The sequence below is a fragment of the Bacillus sp. GW821-FHT11D08 genome (assembly GCF_058808515.1).
Map to the genome: position 1 here is coordinate 205,852 of NZ_JBXARS010000008.1, position 21,812 is coordinate 227,663.

General features: G+C 52.3%; 2 protein-coding genes. Both read left to right on the plus strand.

Annotated elements, in window-relative coordinates:
* Positions 1–259 precede the first annotated feature (259 nt).
* Positions 260–11,014, plus strand: a complete 10,755-nt coding sequence (gene srfAA, locus AC1RRX_RS16405) for a surfactin non-ribosomal peptide synthetase SrfAA (protein ID WP_144491011.1) — start codon at positions 260–262, stop codon at positions 11,012–11,014.
* 21 nt (positions 11,015–11,035) lie between these two features.
* Entirely contained in the window at positions 11,036–21,796 is a 10,761-nt protein-coding gene (srfAB, locus tag AC1RRX_RS16410) for a surfactin non-ribosomal peptide synthetase SrfAB (protein ID WP_144491010.1), read from the plus strand.
* The last annotated feature ends 16 nt before the right edge of the window (positions 21,797–21,812 follow it).

The window sequence follows — 21,812 nt, forward strand, 5'->3', positions numbered from 1 at the left end:
GATATATAGAAATACATGCAGAAATAGGTAAACCTTTCGTGCTTACAATCAATGGCTTTTTGTCTTGATTTCTCATAAATTTGATGCCGCATTTCGGACTGCGCGGGTGAACGGATGACGGATTTCGGCGGTGATTGAATCGGGATCGTTTTTGGAGGTAAGTGGTTCTTTTGGCTTGAGAATGAGTTAGGGACATAGAGGGAGGCTGTTTCTAAGGGAGAATTGACATCTTTATCTTAAAAAGGGGAGGCGCACACATATGGAAATAACTTTTTATCCTTTAACAAATGCTCAAAAACGTATCTGGTATACAGAAAAATTCTATCCGAACACAAGTATTTCAAATCTTGCCGGGTTCGGGAAACTCATTTCTGAAGACGGCGTACAGGCTCATTACGTTGAGAAAGCGATACAGGAATTCGTCCGGCGGTATGAGTCGATGAGAATCCGTCTGCGGCTTGATGATGAGGGGGAGCCCGTTCAATATGTGAGCGAATACCGTCCGCTCTCTATCGGGCACACAGATATCAGGCAAGCCGGCTGCTCTGCGGACGAGCTGTCCAAATGGGGGCGTGAAGAAGCTGGCAAGCCTCTGGCGTTATATGATCAGGATTTATTCCGTTTTTCCGTGCACACGATCAGTGAAAATGAGGTCTGGTTTTACGCTAATGTGCATCACATTATTTCAGACGGGATTTCCATGACGATTCTGGGCAATGCGATTACTGATATTTATTTGGAGCTTTCAGGCGGGACAAGTGAGGAGCAGACGGAGATTCCTTCTTTTATCGAGCACGTGCTGACAGAGCAGGAATATGTGCAGTCGAAGCGGTTTAAAAAGGATCGGGATTTTTGGAACGGGCAGTTTGAGACCGTGCCGGAGCTTGTGTCCCTGAAACGGAGCCAGGCAGATGCGGGTCTTGATGCGAAACGGTTTTCTCAAGAAATTCCTCACGACTTATATGGCCGCATTCATTCATTCTGCGAGGAGCATAAAGTCAGCGTACTATCTCTGTTCCAGTCAGCTCTGATCACTTATCTCTACAAAGTGACCGGCCGGGATGACGTTGTCACGGGTACGTTTATGGGGAACCGGACGAATGCGAAAGAAAAGCAGATGCTCGGGATGTTCGTATCTACGGTGCCTGTGCGGACAAGCGTTGACGGAGGACAGTCGTTCTTGGAATTCGTTAAAGGCCGGATGAAGGATCTGATGAAAATTCTCCGCCACCAAAAGTATCCGTATAACCTGCTTGTCAATGATTTGCGCGCTTCGAAAAGTTCGCTGAGCAGATTGTTTACGGTGGCTCTGGAGTACCAGGTGATGCAGTGGCAGAAAAAAGAGAATCTGTCCTTCCTGACAGACCCTATTTTCAGCGGAAGCGGTACAAATGATATTTCAATTCATGTGAAGGAACGATGGGACACCGGGAAATTGACAATTGATTTTGACTATCGCAGCGACATTTTCAAGGGGGAAGAGATTGAATCTGTTTCTGAACGTTTGATCACGCTGATTGAAGATGCGATTTCATCTCCTGATCGCATAATTGATGAACTTACTCTTCTTTCTGAATCCGAGAAAGAGCGGCTGCTGAAACGGGCCTCCGGCAATCCGGTGAATTACCGCGGAGAGATGACGATACCGGGGCTGTTTGAAGAGAAAGTGAAGTCACTGTCTGACAAACCCGCGGTTGTGTATGAAGGCCGAACATTGTCCTATCGCACATTGCATGAACAGTCAGGCCGTATTGCCGGACGCCTTCTTCAAGCCGGGATATCAGCCGATTCTCCTGTCGCGGTGCTGCTTGGCCGTTCTGAGCGTGTCATTGCGGCAATATTGGGAATTTTGAAAGCGGGCGGCGCCTATGTGCCGATAGATCCTGACTTTCCGGCGGATCGGATTCAGTACATTTTGGAGGACAGCGGAGCGAAGGCTGTTCTGACGGAGGCCGGAATACAGGCGCCTGCAGCGGATGCCGAACGGATTGATTTTGACGAGGCTGTTCAGTATGAAACGGCTGCGGACGGTGTCAGCACACAATCAGACCGGCTGGCTTACATCATCTACACGTCAGGTACAACGGGGCGGCCGAAAGGCGTGATGATTGAGCACCGGCAAGTTCATCATCTGGTGCAATCACTGCAGCAGGAGATTTATCAATGCGGTGAGCAGACGTTAAGAATGGCGCTTTTGGCTCCGTTTCATTTTGATGCGTCCGTCAAACAGATATTTGCCTCGCTTCTTTTGGGACAGACGCTTTATATCGTGCCGAAAACGACTGTAACGAATGGCTCGGCACTGCTGGACTATTATCGTCAAAACCGGATTGAAGCCACTGACGGAACGCCTGCGCATCTGCAGATGATGGCTGCGGCGGGAGATGTCAGCGGAATTGAATTGCGCCACATGCTCATTGGGGGAGAGGGTCTGTCCGCGGCTGTTGCTGAACAGCTGATGACGCTCTTTCATCAATCGGGCAGGACGCCGCGTCTGACGAATGTCTACGGGCCGACAGAAACGTGCGTAGATGCGTCCGTGCATCAGATGTCTGCGGATAACGGAATGAATCAACAGGCGGCGTACGTTCCGATCGGAAAACCGCTCGGCAACGCCCGTCTGTATATATTGGATAAGCACCAGCGGCTTCAGCCCGACGGCACGGCCGGTGAGCTGTATATCGCGGGTGACGGTGTAGGCCGCGGCTATTTAAATCTTCCGGATTTGACCGCAGAGAAGTTTTTGCAGGACCCGTTTAACGGAAGCGGCCGCATGTACCGCACGGGTGATATGGCGCGCTGGCTGCCGGACGGGACGATCGAATATATCGGCCGTGAAGATGATCAGGTGAAAGTCCGCGGCTACCGCATTGAGCTGGGAGAAATTGAAACGGTGCTCAGAAAAGCCCCGGGCGCGGCGCAGGCCGTCGTGCTGGCACGGCCGGATCAGCAGGGCAGCTTAGATGTCTGCGCATATATCGTTCAGGAAAAAGGAACCGAGTTTCACCCTGCCGAGTACAGGGAGTATGTGTCCAAGCACCTTCCTGATTACATGGTGCCCGCTTACTTTACAAAAACGGACGAAATTCCGCTCACGCCGAGCGGGAAGGCGGACCGCAAAAAGCTGTTTGCGCTTGATGTGCAGGCTGTCAGCTCATCTGAATATGCCGCGCCAAGAAATGAAACGGAGGAAACACTTGCCGTCATCTGGCAGGAAGTTCTCGGAATGGACAAGGCGGGCATTTATGATCATTTCTTCGAGTCAGGCGGTCATTCATTAAAGGCAATGACGCTTCTGACGAAAATTCATAAGCAAATGGGCGTTGATATTCCGCTGCAATACTTGTTTGAGCATCCGACGATTGCGGCGCTTGCCGATTATGCGGAAAACCGAAACGAAGGACCGGCATTCAGTGCAATTGAGCCGGCTGAGAAGCAGGCGAGCTATCCGCTTTCGCTCGCTCAGCAGCGGACTTATATCGCAAGCCAATTTGAAGACGCGGGAGTCGGATATAACATGCCGGCTGCGGCCATGATTGAGGGCGCTTTAGACCGTGAAAAGCTTGAGCGTGCATTTTCTGCCTTAATCAGCAGGCATGAAGCGCTCAGAACATCGTTTCAATCAGAGGACGGCACGCCGAGACAAGTGATTGGCGAGCATGTTCCGTTTCATATTGAAATGATCGAAGCGCGCGGAAGAACGAATGAACAGGTCATGAAGGACTTTGTGCGCCGTTTTGATTTATCTGAGGCGCCGCTGTTCAGAATCGGCCTGCAAACGCTCGGTCACAATCGCCATATGCTGCTGTTTGATATGCATCACCTGATTTCTGACGGGGTGTCTATTTCCATCATGCTGAAGGAACTGGCTGACATCTACGGCGGAAATCAGCTGCCTGAATTGCGCATTCAATATAAAGATTATGCCGTATGGCAGGCGGAACGGGCGAAAGAAGGCTACAAGAAGGAGCGGGCGTACTGGAAAGAAGTCTTCAGCGGAGAACTGCCGGTGCTTCAGCTGCTCCCTGATTATCCGCGGCCGCAGGTGCAAAGCTTTGAAGGTGACCGCGTGTCCGCCAAGCTGCCGAAAATGCTGCGGGAACGGCTGCGGAAGCTTGCGGAGAAAAACGGAGCCACCCTTTACATGGTGCTGTTATCAGCATACTATACGCTGCTTTCTAAGTATTCGGGACAGGAAGACATCATCGTGGGAACACCGTCAGCGGGAAGAAATCACTCCGATACCGAGGGGCTTATCGGGATGTTTGTCAACACGCTTGCGCTGCGAAGCTCCGTGAAGCAGGATCAGACATTTGCCGGCTTGTTAGGTCATGTGCGCAAGCAGGTGCTGGATGCGTTTTCTCATCAGGATTATCCGTTTGAGTGGCTGACCGAGGAGCTGAACGTGCCCCGGGACATGAGCAGGCATCCGATATTTGACACGATGTTCAGTCTGCAAAATGCTTCGGACGGAATTGCGGAGATCGGTAATCTGACGCTGTCTCTTCATGAAACAAACTTCAATATCGCCAAATTCGACCTGACCATGCAGGCTCGGGAAACAGCGGAAGGCATTGCGCTTGATTTGGATTATTGCACGAAGCTGTTTAAGCGCTCAACTGCGGATCGCATGCTTGCGCACTATGTCCGTCTGCTGGAAAGCGCGGCAGCTCAGCCGGATGCGAAAATCAGCGAATATGATCTGCTTTCTGAACGGGAGGCTTTGAATCAATTACAGCGGTTCAACCCGGAACGCACGGTATACCCGAAAGATCAAACGATCGTGCAGATCTTTGAAGAACAAGTCCGAAAGAACCCTGACCGGACGGCTCTACAGTTCGAAGGGGAAACCCTGTCGTATCAGCAGCTGAATGAACGCGCCAACATGCTTGCGCGGTATATTCTTTCGGTCGGAGGCGGCGGAAAAACCGCGGCTGTTCTGTGTGAACGGTCAATGGATATGATTGTTTCCATTATGGCTGTGTTAAAAGCGGGGTCCGCCTATGTGCCGATTGATCCTGAGCATCCGGTTCAGCGGATTCAGCATTTCTTCCGCGACAGCAGGGCGAATGTGCTCCTGACTCAGCAAAGCCTCAAGCCGCTTGCGGAAAAGGCCGGTTTTCAAGGCGTCATTGTGCTTGCTGATGATGAGGCGAGCTATGAAAAGGACTCTCACAATCCAGCATTGCCGTTTGATTCCAAAACGATTGCCAATCTCACTTATACATCAGGCACGACGGGAATGCCGAAAGGAAACATCGTCACACATGCCAACATTTTGCGGACGGTAAAAAACACGAACTATTTGACTGTTTCTGAAGAGGACACAGTGCTCGGTCTGTCAAACTACGTTTTTGACGCTTTTATGTTTGATATGTTCGGTTCGCTGTTAAACGGTGCAAAGCTTGTGATCGTCCCGAAAGATACCGTGCTGGATATGTCACGCCTGTCCCGTGTGATCAAACGGGAGAACGTCAGCATTCTGATGATTACGACGGCCCTGTTCCACCTGCTTGTTGATATGGAGCCGTCCTGTCTGACGACGCTTCGGAAAATCATGTTCGGGGGCGAAAGAGCGTCTGTAGAACATGTCAAAAAGGCGCTTGCGGCAGTCGGAAAAGGAAGACTGCTTCATATGTACGGTCCGTCAGAAAGCACGGTGTTTGCGACATACCATCCGGTGGATGTCATTGAAGAGGATACGCTCTCCGTTCCGATCGGGAAACCGGTCAGCAATACGGAAGTCTTCATCATGAACTCAGCCGGACGCATTCAGCCGGCGGGTATCGCGGGAGAGCTGTGCGTCAGCGGGGAAGGACTCGTAGAAGGCTACTACAACCGTCCTGAACTGACGGAAGAAAAATTTGTAAAGCATCCGTTTAAGGAAGGTGAACGGATGTATAAAACGGGCGACTTGGCCAGATGGCTTCCGAATGGCGATATCGAGTTTATCGGACGTATCGACCATCAGGTGAAAATCCGCGGTCAGCGGATTGAGCTTGGCGAAATTGAGCATCAGCTTCAAAGTCATGACCAGATTCAGGAATGCATTGTGCTCGCTGTGGATCAGGGCGCGGGTGACAAACTTCTTTGCGCGTATGTTGTCGGCCTCAGGGAAATCTCTTCCCGGGAGCTGAGGGAGCATTCGGCGAAGGATCTTCCGGCTTATATGATTCCGTCCGTCTTTATTCAATTGGATGAACTGCCTCTTACAGGGAACGGAAAAATCGACAGGCGGGCGCTGCCAATGCCGGATGTGACCGCAGCGAATGCCGTGTCATATACGGCGCCGCGCAATGAAACAGAACAAAAACTGGCGGATATTTGGGCTGAGGTGCTGCAAATGGAGCGGGTCGGCGTCCATGACCAGTTCTTTGAGATCGGGGGCCACTCGTTAGCGGGGATGAAACTGCTGGCCCTTATCCAGAAGACATTCGGCGCGCAGCTTACCTTAAAGGATCTGTTCACTTCTCCGACGGCCGCGGGGCTGGCGCAGCTGATTGAAGGGGCTGAGCGGAAGGCGGCTGAGAGCATCGCACCGGCGGCCGAGCGGGAAACGTATCCGGTTTCTTCACCGCAGAAGCGGATGTTCGTGCTTCAGCAGCTGGAAGGCGCTGAAACAAGCTATAACATGCCGTCTGTGCTCCGCTTAAAAGGAAAGCTTGATGCAGAAAAGCTGAAATCCGTCATGAAACAGCTGACAGAACGCCATGAAGCCTTCAGAACGACATTTGACATACAGGATGGAGAAACGGTTCAGCGCATATGGACGGAAGCTGATATCAACATGGAATATTATGAAGCCTCTGAAGAAGATGCTGAACGGATTATTCAGAGCTTTATCCGGCCGTTCCGCCTGGATCAGCTTCCTCTCGTCAGAACGGGACTGGTCAAGCTGGCTGAACATGACCACCTGCTGCTGTTTGACATGCACCATATCATTTCGGACGGCGCTTCAGTCGGCGTGCTGATAGATGAACTGTCCCGCTTGTATGGCGGTGAAACGCTTGAGCCGTTGCGGATTCATTATAAAGACTATGCGGTATGGCAGCAGAAATTTATTCAATCAGAGCAGTACCGCAAGCAGGAGGAGCATTGGCTTCGGGAGCTTGACGGCGAGCTTCCGGTATTGACGCTGCCGGCTGATTACAGCCGTCCGGCCGTGCAAACCTTTGAAGGAGACAAGCTGGTCTTTTCTCTGACTGAGGAACAGACGTCGGCTCTTCGCAGTCTTGCGAAACAAACGGATTCTACCATGTACATGGTGCTGCTGGCGTCATACAGCGCCTTTCTCTCAAAACTGAGCGGACAGCATGACATCATTGTGGGCTCGCCGGTTGCGGGACGGTCACATGCGGATCTCGCAAACGTCATCGGTGTTTTTGTGAATACACTCGCGCTTCGTACGTATCCGGAAGCGGACAAAACGTTCACGGACTATCTTAAAGAAGTAAAACAAACCGCTTTACATGCATTTGACGCGCAGGATTATCCGCTTGAAGACCTTCTGCAAAAGGTTGAGGTGCAGCGTGATACGAGCAGAAATCCGCTGTTTGATGCGGTATTCTCAATGCAAAATGCAAATGCGGAAGATCTGGTCATGGAAGGAATTGAGCTGAAGCACCATCCGTTTGACAGAAAAACAGCCAAGTTTGACCTGACAATGACGGCTGAGGACACAGACGAAGGTTTAACGTTTGTGCTTGAATATAACACCGCGCTGTTTAAACCGGAAACGGCAGAGACATGGAAGCATTACTGGCTTCAACTGTTAGAAGCCGCAGCGGAAAATCCGGCTGCGAAGCTTTCTGAGCTTTCATTGGTGAATAAAACAGAAAAACAAGCCCTCCTTGACGCATGGAAAGGAAAAACACTTTCTGTGCCGCGGGACAAAACGGTTCACCGTCTCTTTGAAGAAACGGCCGCCCGCTACGCGAACCGGCCGGCCGCGGCATATAACGGCGCGAAATGGACGTACGGCGAGCTGAACGCAAGGGCGAACCGCATCGCGCGCATTCTCATGGATTGCGGCGTCACGGCTGACGAACGTGTCGGCATTTTGACGAAACCGTCCTTGGAAATGGCCGCGGGCGTACTCGGCGTCTTGAAAGCGGGCGCGGCATTTGTGCCGATTGATCCCGACTACCCGGAAGAGCGTATCAGCTACATTCTGCAGGACAGCGGCGCCAAGCTTCTTCTCACACAGGAAGCGCTGGGCGTGCCGGACAGCTACAACGGAGAAACGATCCTGCTTGACGGCAGCCGCTCCATTTTGAGCCTGCCGCTTGATGAAAACGATGAAGCGAACCCGCAGACGGAAACAACGGCGGATCATCTCGCTTATATGATTTACACGTCAGGAACGACCGGACAGCCGAAGGGTGTCATGGTCGAACACCATGCGCTGGTGAACCTGTGTTTCTGGCATCACGACGCATTCGCCATGACGGCGGATGATAAAAGCGCCAAATACGCGGGCTTCGGTTTTGACGCCTCCATCTGGGAGATGTTCCCGACATGGACCATCGGCGCGGAGCTTCATGTCATTGACGAAGCGATCCGGCTGGATATCACCCGCTTAAATCACTATTTCGAGGAGAACGGCGTGACCATCACCTTCCTGCCGACGCAGCTGGCCGAACAATTTATGGAGCTGGAAAATACCTCTCTCCGCATGCTTCTCGTCGGCGGCGACAAGCTGAAGCGGGCGGTGAAACAGCCGTACACGATCGTCAACAACTACGGCCCGACGGAAAACACCGTCGTCGCGACAAGCGGCGTCATCAATCCGGAGGAAGGATCGCTTTCGATCGGACGGGCAATTGCCAATACGAGAGTTTATATTCTCGGCGACGGCGATCAGGTGCAGCCGGAAGGCATTGCCGGTGAATTGTGCGTGGCCGGCCGCGGTCTTGCGCGCGGATACCTGAACCGTGAAGAAGAAACGGCGAAGCGGTTTACCGCAGATCCGTTCGTGCCCGGCGAGCGCATGTACCGGACCGGCGACCTCGTCAAATGGAACGCGCAGTGCGGCATCGAATACATCGGGCGTATTGATCAGCAGGTCAAAGTGCGAGGCTACCGGATCGAGCTTTCAGAAATCGAAGTCCGCCTCGCCCAGCTTGCGGACGTTCATGACGCAGCGGTGACGGCCGTGGAAGACAAAGCGGGCAATACCGCGCTTTGCGCCTATGTCGCGCCTCAGCAGGACGATATTGAAGCGCTCAAAGCCGCGCTGAAAGACAAGCTGCCTGACTACATGGTGCCGGCGTTCTGGGTGGAGATGGACGAGCTTCCGGTCACCGCAAACGGAAAGATTGACAAAAAAGCCCTGCCGGCGCCTGACATTGAAGCGGGAAGCGCCGTATATAAAGCGCCGGAAACGGAGATGGAGACGCTGCTTTCCGACATTTGGCAGGAAGTGCTCGGTCTTGATCAGATCGGCGTAAGCGATAATTTCTTCACGCTCGGCGGGGACTCGATCAAAGGCATCCAAATGGCGAGCCGTCTGAACCAGCACGGCTACAAGCTGGAGATGAAAGACCTCTTCCAGCATCCGACCATCGAAGAGCTCGTCTCGTATGTGGAGCGGACGGAAGGCAAGCAGGCCGACCAAGGACCGGTCGAAGGCGAAGCGGCTTTAACGCCGATCCAGCGCTGGTTCTTTGAACGAAACTTCACGGACAAACACCACTGGAACCAATCCGTCATGCTTCACGCGAAAGACGGCTTTGATCCGGACCTGGTGGAAAAAACCCTGCAAGCATTGATTGAACACCATGATGCGCTCCGGATGATTTATCGTGAACAAAAACCGTATTACAGAGGGCTTGAGGATGTGTCTGTTGAACTGAACGTCTTTGAGCTGAACGGACCTGCTGAAGACCATGAGGACCGTATCGAACGGGAAGCAGACCGTCTTCAAAGCAGTATTTCACTGGAAACAGGACATCTCTTGAAAGCCGGGCTCTTCCGGGCTGAAGATGGAGACCACCTTCTTCTCGCAATCCATCACTTAGTCGTGGATGGTGTATCTTGGCGGATTTTACTGGAGGACTTTACGTCCGTTTATACGCAGCTGAAGCAAGGCAATGAACCTGCGCTGCCGCCGAAAACACATTCATTCGCCGAATTTGCCGAGAGAATCAAAGAATACGCAAATACGAAGGCGTTTCTGAAAGAAGCGGATTACTGGAGAGAGCTTGAGGAAAAAGAGGTATGCACTCAGCTTCCGAAAGACAGGCAGTCTGGTGATCAGCGCATGAGACATACGAGAACGGTCAGCTTCTCTCTGACGCCTGAACAAACTGAACAGCTGACGACAAACGTACATGAAGCCTATCACACCGAAATGAACGACATCCTGCTCACGGCGCTCGGACTGGCGCTGAAAGAGTGGACGGGTGAAGACACGATCGGCGTTCATTTGGAAGGCCACGGACGCGAAGACATTCTTGACGGCTTGAATATCACCCGGACGGTCGGATGGTTTACGAGCATGTATCCGATGATCCTTGAGATGAAGCACGCCGACGATCTTTCATATCAGCTGAAACAAATGAAAGAAGACATCAGACACATCCCGAACAAAGGAGTCGGCTACGGCATTCTGCGTTATGTAACGGCGCCTGAGCATAAAGAGAATCTTTCATTTGAGATTGATCCGGATATCAGCTTTAACTACTTAGGCCAGTTTAATGAGATGTCGGATTCCGGCTTATTTACAAGATCCGGGATGCCGTCAGGACAATCGCTGAGCCCTGACACAGAGAAGCCGAATGCGCTTGATATTGTCGGATTTATAGAAAATGGGCAGATGACGATGACGTTTGCCTATCATTCTCTCGAATTTCATGAAAAAACCATTCAATCGTTCAGTGACAGCTTTAAAGGGCACCTCTTGAAAATCATAGATCACTGCCTGGCCCAAGACGGACCTGAGCTTACGCCTAGCGATCTTGGCGATGATGATCTGACGCTTGATGAACTTGATAAATTAATGGAAATTCTCTAACAGAAAAGACAGAGGTGACATATGAGCAAAAAATCGATTCAAAAGGTGTATGCACTCACACCGATGCAGGAGGGAATGCTGTATCATGCGCTGCTTGATCCGCATTCTTCCTCCTACTTCACACAATTAGAGCTTAGGATTCACGGAAGTTTTCAGCTGGAGCTTTTTGAAAAAAGCGTCAATGAGCTGATCCGGACATATGACATCCTGCGTACGGTATTCGTGCACCAGCAGCTTCAAAAACCGCGCCAAGTCGTATTAGCCGAGCGGAAGACGAAGGTGCACTATGAAGATATCAGTCAATTAGATGAAGCGCGCCAAACCGAATATATTGAACGCTATAAACGCGGCGTGCAGCAGCAGGGCTTTCATCTGGCGAAAGATATTCTCTTTAAAGCAGCGGTGTTCAGACTCAGTGAGAAGGAGCTGTATCTCGTCTGGAGCAATCATCATATCGTCATGGACGGCTGGAGTATGGGCGTTTTGATGAAAAGCCTGTTCCAAAACTATGAAGCGCTTCGTGCCGGCCGGCCCGCCGGGGGAAGCCAGGGCAAACCTTACTCTGACTATATCAAATGGCTCGGAGGCCGGGATTATGAGGAGGCGGAACAATATTGGAGCAGCCGACTGGCGGATTTCGAACAGCCGAGCCTGCTCCCGGGCCGTCTGGCATCAGAAAAGAAAGACTACCAAAATGAAGAATATTCTTTTGTCTGGGATGAAGAGCTGGTCGCGCAGATTCAGCAGACCGCCAACCGGCATCAAGTCACGGGGCCTAACCTGTTTCAGGCCGTTTGGGGTGCGGTGCTCAGCAAATACAACTATACAGACGATGTGGTGTTCGGCACCGTCGTATCAGGCCGTCCTTCAGAAATCAACGGCATAGAAACGATGGCGGGGCTGTTCATCAATACAATTCCCGTCAGAATCAAAATTGACAAAGATGCAGCCTTTTCGGACGTGATGGCGGCAGTTCAGAAAAACGCCGTGGAAGCCGAGCGCTATGATTATGTGCCGCTCTATGACATTCAAAAGCGCTCCGCCCTGGACGGCAGCCTCTTAAATCATTTGGTCGCGTTTGAAAACTATCCGCTGGACAAAGAGCTGGAAAACGGGGGCATGGAGGAAAGACTCGGCTTTTCCATTAAAGTTGAACATGCTTTTGAGCAGACGAGCTTTGATTTCAATCTCATCGTGTATCCGGGAAAAACGTGGACTGTCAAAATCAAATACAACGGAGCGGCTTTCGCTCATGATGCCATCGAACGAACGGCGCACCATCTGACCCGCATGATGAAAGCCGCGGTCGGAACGCCTGACGCGCCCGTGCGGGAACTCGGTCTTGTTTCAGGCGAAGAAGAGCGGCAGATTGTTGAGATATTCAATGATACGAAAACGGCGCTTCCGGAAGAGGAGGCCGTTCACCGTTTGTTTGAAACACAGGCAAACCGGACGCCTGCAAGCATCGCGATAAAAGAAGCGGGACGCGAATGGACCTACCGTGAAGTGAACGAAGCGGCCAACCGTCTGGCGAGACACCTTGTGAAGAGCGGGCTGGAAAAAGGCCGGACCGCCGCTATTATGAACGACCGGTCTGCGGAAACCGTTGTCGGAATGCTTGCCGTCCTAAAAGCAGGCGGCGCATATGTGCCGATTGATCCGGCTTTTCCGGAGGACCGTCTCCGCTTTATGGCGGAAGACAGCTCGATTCGGCTCGTGCTGACAGTTCAGGGCTATCAAGAACAAGCGGGCGCATTGCAAGTCCCGGTCGTCATGCTGGATGAAAGCGCGGATGAAACGGTAAGCGGAACAGACTTGAATCTTCCGGCCGGCGGCAACGACTTGGCGTATATCATGTATACATCCGGATCTACCGGCAAACCGAAAGGCGTCATGATTGAACACAGAAATATCATCAGGCTCGTCAAACATTCGAATTACGTGCCGGTTCATGAAGAAGACCGGATGGCGCAAACGGGAGCCGTCAGCTTTGATGCCGGAACCTTCGAAGTCTTCGGCGCATTGCTGAACGGAGCGTCATTGCACCCGGTGAAAAAAGAGACGCTGCTTGACGCCGGACAATTCGCCCAATTTCTGAAAGAGCAGCGGATCACGACCATGTGGTTGACGTCTCCGCTGTTTAATCAGCTTGCCCAAAAGGATGCCGGCATGTTTAACACGCTCCGGCACCTCATCATCGGTGGTGATGCGCTTGTGCCGCATATCGTCAGCAAAGTGAGAAAGGCATCACCGGAGCTGTCGCTTTGGAACGGATACGGGCCGACGGAGAATACGACGTTTTCGACGAGTTTTCTCATTGATCAGGATTATGACGGTTCGGTCCCGATCGGGAAGCCGATCGGAAATTCCACTGCGTACATTATGGATGAAAACCGCAACCTCCAGCCGATCGGCGCGCCCGGTGAGCTGTGCGTCGGCGGAAGCGGAGTGGCAAGAGGCTATGTGAACCTGTCTGAATTAACGGAGAAGCAGTTTGTCCGCGATCCGTTCAGACCGGATGAAATGATATACCGGACGGGGGACTTGGCGAAGTGGCTTCCGGACGGCACGATCGAGTTTCTCGGCAGAATTGACAACCAAGTAAAGGTCCGCGGTTTCAGAATCGAGCTCGGCGAAATCGAGGCGAAAATCAGCCAGGCGGAGAATGTGACGGAATCTGCGGCTGTGATCCGGAAAAATAAAGCGGATGAAAATGAAATCTGCGCTTACTTTACGGCAGACCAAGCTCTTTCGCCGGAAGACCTGCGCAAAACGCTTTCGGAATCACTTCCGGAATATATGATTCCCGCGCACTTCATCCAGATGAATCAGTTTCCGCTGACGGCGAACGGAAAAATTGATAAAAAAGCGCTGCCTGAGCCTCAGGCTGAAGCCGTTCAAAAAGAATACGTAGCGCCGAAAACGGAAGCGGAGCAGAAACTCGCTGACATTTGGGAAGGCATTCTCGGTGTAAAAGCGGGTGTGACTGACAATTTCTTCACGATTGGCGGACATTCTTTAAAAGCCATGATGATGACCGCTAAAATCCAGGAGCACTTTCAAAAAGAAGTGCCGATTAAAGTGTTATTTGAAAAGCCGACCATTCAGGAGCTTGCGCATTATTTGCAGCATGAGAGCGAGGAGGAGCAGCAGTTTGAACCGATCCGACAAGCGCCTTATCAGAAGCATTATCCTGTTTCCTCAGCACAGCGCAGGATGTATATCCTTAATCAGCTCGGACAGGCCAGCACGAGCTACAACGTCCCTGCTGTACTTTTGCTGGAAGGATCAGTAGACAAAAACCGTCTTGAAGAGGCCATGCAGGCATTAATCAACCGTCATGAGACACTGCGTACGTCGTTTGACATGGCAGGTGGAGAAGTCGTGCAGACCATTCATAAAAATGTGTCGTTTGAGCTTGAAACCGCCGAGGGCCGGGAAGAAGATGCAGAAGAGCTGACAAAAGCCTTTATCAGGCCGTTTGCGCTCAACCGCGCGCCGCTTGTCCGTTCGAAGCTGATCCGGCTTGAAGAAGACCGGCATCTTCTGCTGATTGACATGCACCACATTATTACGGACGGAAGCTCAATGGGCATTTTCATCGGTGATCTTGCGAAGCTTTATCAAGGCACGGAGCTTGCGCTGCCAAGGATTCATTATAAGGATTTTTCAGTCTGGCAGCGTGAAAAAGCAAATTTCGATCAGCACGAAGCCTACTGGCTTGATACGTTCAAAGGCGATCTGCCGGTGTTGGATCTGCCGCTTGATTTCCCGCGTCCTGCCGAGCGCAGTTTTGAAGGGGAACGCATCATCTTCGGGCTTGATAAACAGGTGACGGCGCAGATTAAGAAGCTGCTGGCTGATACGGATACGACGATGTACATGTTCTTGTTAGCCGCTTTTCAAGTGCTGCTGTCCAAATATTCGGGGCAGGAAGACATCATAGTCGGGTCTCCGACGGCCGGAAGACAGCATCCTGATCTCCAAGACGTGCCGGGCATGTTTGTCAACACAGTTGCGCTTCGGTCGCATCCTGCCGGCAAAAAAACGTTCAAACAATTTCTGGATGAGGTGAAAACGGCGAGCCTTCAAGCTTTTGAGCATCAAAGCTATCCGCTTGAAGAATTAATTGAAAAACTGCCGTTAACGAGGGACACAAGCCGGAGTCCGCTGTTCAGCGTGTTATTTAATATGCAGAACATGGAGATCCCGGCCCTGCGGCTCGGAGATTTGGAGATTTCTTCATACTCCATGCATCATCATGTCGCTAAATTTGATCTTTCCTTAGAAGCGGCTGAACGCGGAGAAGAGGTCGGATTGAGCTTTGATTACGCGAAAGCCTTATTTGCGGACGAAACCATCCGCCGCTGGAGCGCTCATTTTGTCAATCTGATTAAAGCCTGCGCTGAAAATCCGGATATTCAGCTGGCCGACGCAAGCCTGCTGTCCGCTCCTGAACGGGAAGCGCTCCTTTCTGATGAAAAACGTACGGAAGCGGATCTGCCTGAGGGCACTTTTGTTTCGCTGTTTGAACGGCAAGCGCAAAAAACGCCTGATCTCACGGCGGTTGCGGGCGGAATAAGTCTGACATATCGTGAGCTTGATGAACGCTCGAACCGGTTTGCCCGCCACCTTCAGGCTTGCGGAACGGGCAGTGAGGACATCGTGGCCATTATGATGGATCGTTCGGCCGACTTGATTACCGCGATTCTCGGCGTCATGAAAGCCGGAGCGGCATTTCTCCCGATTGATCCGGAGACTCCTGAAGAGAGAATCCGCTACTCTCTCGAAGACAGCGGAACGAAGCTTCTGGTCGTCAATGAGAGAAACATGACCGCGGCCGCCGTTTATAAAGGAAAAACGGTCGTAATGGAAGACGGAGAATGGCAGAACGAAAGCGCCGACCGGCTTGAAACGGAGCCCGGCGCCGACCAGCTTGCCTATATTATTTATACTTCGGGAACAACGGGCAAACCGAAAGGCGTCCAGCTGGAGCACCGCAATCTAATCAATTATGTTACATGGTTCAGCCGTGAAGCCGGTTTGACCGAAGCTGACAAATCCGTGCTGCTGTCTTCTTACGCATTTGATCTCGGCTATACGGCCATATTCCCGATTCTTCAGGCGGGCGGCGAGCTGCACATTGTGCCGAAAGAGACGTACACCGCGCCTGATCAGCTTGGTGAGTATATACAGAAAAACGGCATTACGTATATGAAACTGACACCGTCATTGTTCCATATGATCGTCAATACAGCCCGTTTTACGTCAGAACGCCGTTTCAGCCCGCTTCGTTTAGTGGTGCTCGGCGGAGAAAAGATCATCACGTCCGATGTCCGCAAGTTTCATGACGTATACGCCCATACCGACTTCATCAATCACTACGGGCCGACGGAAACGACGATCGGCGCCATTGCGGAACGGATCAATATGGAGCGTCTTGATCAATATGAGCAGCGTCCCGTCATCGGCCGCCCGATCGCAAATACCGGCGCGCTTGTATTGGACGGAGCAATGCAGCTCGTTCCTCCGGGCGCAAGCGGCGAGCTTTATATTACCGGGAAGGGGCTTGCCAGAGGATATCTTCACCGTCCGCAGCTGACGGCGGAGAAATTTCTCTCAAATCCTTTTTCACCGGACAGCCTCATGTACAAAACGGGAGATGTCGTCCGCAGGCTTCCTGACGGGACGATTGAATTTATCGGCCGTGCGGATGATCAGGTGAAAATCCGGGGCTACCGCATTGAATTAAAAGAGGTTGAAACTGTGCTGTTAAGCGTAAACGGCATTCAGGAGGCGGCCGTTCTCGCAGTCAGCGAAGGCGGGCTGCCGGAACTGTGCGCGTACTATAAAGCCGACAGCGAGCTGAAAGGCTCTGAGCTTCGCAAACGGCTTTCCGAAACACTGCCGTCTCATATGCTTCCGGCTTATTTCATACAAGTAGACCGCATTCCGCTCACAGCCAACGGGAAAACCGATAAAAACGCCCTTCCGAAACCGGGCGTCAGCCAAACGGCGCAAACAGCTTCAGCCTTGCCGGAAACGGAATTGGAGGAAAAGCTGTGCCGCATTTGGAAACAGACACTCGGTACGGATACGCTCGGCATCGACGATAATTTCTTCGATTACGGCGGGCACTCTTTAAAAGGCATGATGCTCCTCGCCAATATTCAGGCTGAACTGGACAAAACGGTTCCGTTAAAAGCGCTGTTCGAACAGCCGACTGTCCGCCTGCTTGCCGCATATATCGAAAAATCAGCGGTATCTGAGGGATATCGGATGATCTCACCTGCCGACAGTGCAGACGCGTACCCGTTATCATCCGCCCAAAAACGGATGTACGTCCTGAACCAGCTTGACCGGGAGACAATCAGTTATAATATGCCGTCCGTTCTTCTGATGGAAGGAGAAGTCAATATTTCAAGGCTTCAGGAAGCGCTCAATCAGATGATCAATCGCCACGAGTCTTTGCGGACGTCCTTTATCGATCAAAACGGCCGCCCGATGCAGCAGATCGCAGAACAGGCTGACATCGACCTGCACATCTTTGAAGCAGCGGACGAGGAGAAAGCGGATCTTATCATTCAGGCATTCATTAAGCCGTTCGATCTGAGTGCGGCTCCGCTCATTCGGGCCGCTCTTGTCAGACTGAATGAAAAGAAACACCTGCTGCTGCTGGATATGCATCATATTATTGCCGACGGCGTGTCCAGAAGCATGCTGGTCAAAGAGCTCGCTCATCTTTACAAAGGCGGAAGCCTGCCGTCGCCGAACCTGCACTATAAAGACTTCGCCGTCTGGCAGAATGAACCCGAGCAGGCCGAACGGATGAAAGACCATGAGCGTTATTGGCTCTCCGTATTTTCCGGCGAGCTTCCTGAATTGAATCTGCCGACCGATTTCCTCCGTCCGCCGGTTCAAAGTTTTAAAGGACAATCCGTCCGTTTCAGAGCGGGGCGTGAAACGGAAAAAGCGGTGCGTGAATTAATGGAATCATCGGGAGCGACTCTTCATATGGTGCTTCACGCCGCGTTTCATGTCTTTTTGAGCAAAATCACGGGGCAGCACGATATCATTATCGGCTCGGTGACCGCCGGAAGAACGAGCGCCGAAGTTCAGGAAATGCCGGGGATGTTTGTCAATACGCTTGCGCTTCGCAATGAAACGCGAAAAGAGCAGACCTTCGCCGGGCTGCTCGAACGAGTGAAACAAACCAATCTCGACGCGCTGGCGCATCAGGATTATCCGTTTGAGGATCTGATCGGAAAGCTTGACCTGCCGAGAGATATGAGCCGCAACCCGTTGTTCCAGGTTATGGTGACGACAGAAGATCCGGATAAAGAAACACTGGAACTGGAGAACCTGCGCATCACTCCGTATGAGTCAAACCAAGGCACGGCGAAATTCGATCTGACACTCGGCGGCTTTACGGATCAAGAAGGTCTCGGCCTTCAGTTTGAATATGCGACTGATCTGTTTAAAAAAGAAACAATTGAAAAGTGGAGCGCCGGGTTCCTGCGGATTCTGAAGCAAGCGGCAGAAAGTCCGGACAGAAAGCTGCCTGAGATTTCACTGATCAGCGATGCTGAAAAACAAGCCCTCCTTGACGCATGGAAAGGAAAAACACTTTCTGTGCCGCGGGACAAAACGGTTCACCGTCTCTTTGAAGATACGGCCGCCCGCTACGCGAACCGGCCGGCCGCGGCATACAATGGCGCGAAATGGACGTACGGCGAGCTGAACGCAAGGGCGAACCGCATCGCGCGCATTCTCATGGACTGCGGCGTCACGGCTGACGAACGTGTCGGCATTTTGACGAAACCGTCCTTGGAAATGGCCGCGGGCGTACTCGGCGTCCTGAAAGCGGGCGCGGCATTTGTGCCGATTGACCCCGACTACCCGGAAGAGCGCATCAGCTACATTTTGCAGGACAGCGGCGCCAAGCTTCTTCTCACACAGGAAGCGCTGGGCGTGCCGGACAGCTACAACGGAGAAACGATCCTGCTTGACGGCAGCCGCTCCATTCTGAGCCTGCCGCTTGATGAAAACGATGAAGCGAACCCGCAGACGGAAACAACGGCGGATCATCTCGCTTATATGATTTACACGTCAGGAACGACCGGACAGCCGAAGGGTGTCATGGTCGAACACCATGCGCTGGTGAACCTGTGTTTCTGGCATCACGACGCATTCGCCATGACGGCGGATGATAAAAGCGCCAAATACGCGGGCTTCGGTTTTGACGCCTCCATCTGGGAGATGTTCCCGACATGGACCATCGGCGCGGAGCTTCATGTCATTGACGAAGCGATCCGGCTGGATATCACCCGCTTAAATCACTATTTCGAAGAGCACGGCGTGACCATCACCTTCCTGCCGACGCAGCTGGCCGAACAATTTATGGAGCTGGAAAATACCTCCCTCCGCATGCTTCTCGTCGGCGGCGACAAGCTGAAGCGGGCGGTGAAACAGCCGTACACGATCGTCAACAACTACGGCCCGACGGAAAACACCGTCGTCGCGACAAGCGGCGTCATCAATCCGGAGGAAGGATCGCTTTCGATCGGACGGGCGATTGCCAATACGAGAGTTTATATTCTCGGCGACGGCGATCAGGTGCAGCCGGAAGGCATTGCCGGTGAATTGTGCGTGGCCGGCCGCGGTCTTGCGCGCGGATACCTGAACCGTGAAGAAGAAACGGCGAAGCGGTTTACCGCAGATCCGTTCGTGCCCGGCGAGCGCATGTACCGGACCGGCGACCTCGTCAAATGGAACGGTCAGTGCGGCATCGAATACATCGGCCGTATCGACCAGCAGGTCAAAGTGCGGGGCTACCGGATCGAGCTTTCAGAAATCGAAGTCCGCCTCGCCCAGCTTGCGGACGTTCATGACGCAGCGGTGACGGCCGTGGAAGACAAAGCGGGCAATACCGCGCTTTGCGCCTATGTCGCGCCTCAGCAGGACGATATTGAAGCGCTCAAATCCGCGCTGAAAGACACGCTGCCTGACTACATGGTGCCGGCGTTCTGGGTGGAGATGGACGAGCTTCCGGTCACCGCGAACGGAAAGATTGACAAAAAGGCCCTGCCGGCGCCTGACATTGAAGCGGGAAGCGCCGCGTACAAAGCGCCGGAAACGGAGATGGAGACGCTGCTTTCCGACATTTGGCAGGAAGTGCTCGGTCTTGATCAGATCGGCGTAAGCGATAATTTCTTCACGCTCGGCGGGGACTCGATCAAAGGCATCCAAATGGCGAGCCGCCTGAACCAGCACGGCTACAAGCTGGAGATGAAAGATCTCTTCCAGCATCCGACCATCGAAGAGCTCGTCTCCTATGTGGAGCGGACGGAAGGCAAGCAGGCCGACCAGGGCCCTGTCGAAGGCGAAGCGGAGTTAACGCCGATCCAGCGCTGGTTCTTTGAACGAAACTTTACCGACAAACACCACTGGAACCAATCCGTCATGCTTCACGCGAAAGACGGCTTTGATCCGGACCTGGTGGAAAAAACCCTGCAAGCATTGATTGAACACCATGATGCGCTCCGCATGGTTTACCGTGAAGAAAGGGAAGGCATCATTCAGACATACCTCCCTGTCACAGAATGCAAGGCAAGCTTTGAAATCGTTGATCTGTACGGAACTGACGAGGATATGCTGAAAAGCCAGATTCAGCGGCTTGCCGATCATCTTCAGGGAAGTCTTGATCTGGAGAACGGCCCGCTGTTAAAAGCGGAGCAATACCGGACAGAACAAGGCGATCATCTGTTAATCGCGGTTCACCATCTCGTCGTGGACGGGGTTTCATGGAGAATTCTGCTTGAGGATTTCGCTTCAGGTTATAAACAGGCGCAGCAGCAAAACAGCATCGTCCTCCCGCAGAAAACCCACTCCTTTAAAGATTGGGCGGAGGCGCTGAACGCGTTTGCGCAATCAGAAGAGCTGAAAAAGCAGGCGGCTTATTGGGCGCAGGCAGATGCGGAAGAACTCCAGCCGCTGCCGAAAGACCATGATCCGAACAAACGGCTCGTCAAACATACGGCGGCCGTGAAATGTGAATTGACTGAGGAAGAAACGGCACAGCTGCTCACAGATGTTCATCATCCGTACGGAACGGAAATCAACGACATTCTGCTCAGCGCGCTCGGCTTAACGATCGGTGAATGGACGGAAAACGGCAAAGTCGGCATCAACTTAGAAGGACACGGCCGGGAAGAAATCATACCGAATGTCAATATTTCACGGACGGTCGGCTGGTTTACGGCCCAATATCCGTTGATTCTGCAGATCAGCAAGGAAGACGGCGTCTCTTCCGTCATTAAAACGGTAAAAGAGACGGTGCGGCGCGTTCCTGATAAAGGCGTCGGTTACGGGATTCTCCGGTATCTGTCATCCGATGAAACAGAAAAAGGCGTCACGCCTGAAATCAGTTTTAACTACTTGGGGCAGTTTGACAATGAAGTGAAAACGGAATGGTTTGAGCCGTCTCCATATGATATGGGACGTCAAGTCAGCGAAGAGTCAGAGGCGTTATACGCACTAAGCTTCAGCGGGATGGTTACAGGCGGCCGCTTCGTCATTTCCTGCTCATACAATCAGGAAGAATATGAAAGAAGCACCGTCGAAACACAGATGCAGCGGTTTAAAGACAATCTCTTAATGATCATCCGCCATTGCACGGCCAAAGAGGAGAAAGAATTTACGCCGAGCGATTTCAGCGCGCAGGATCTTGAGATGGATGAAATGGGAGACATCTTTGACATGCTTGAGGAGAATTTAACGTGACAAAAACAGATAACAG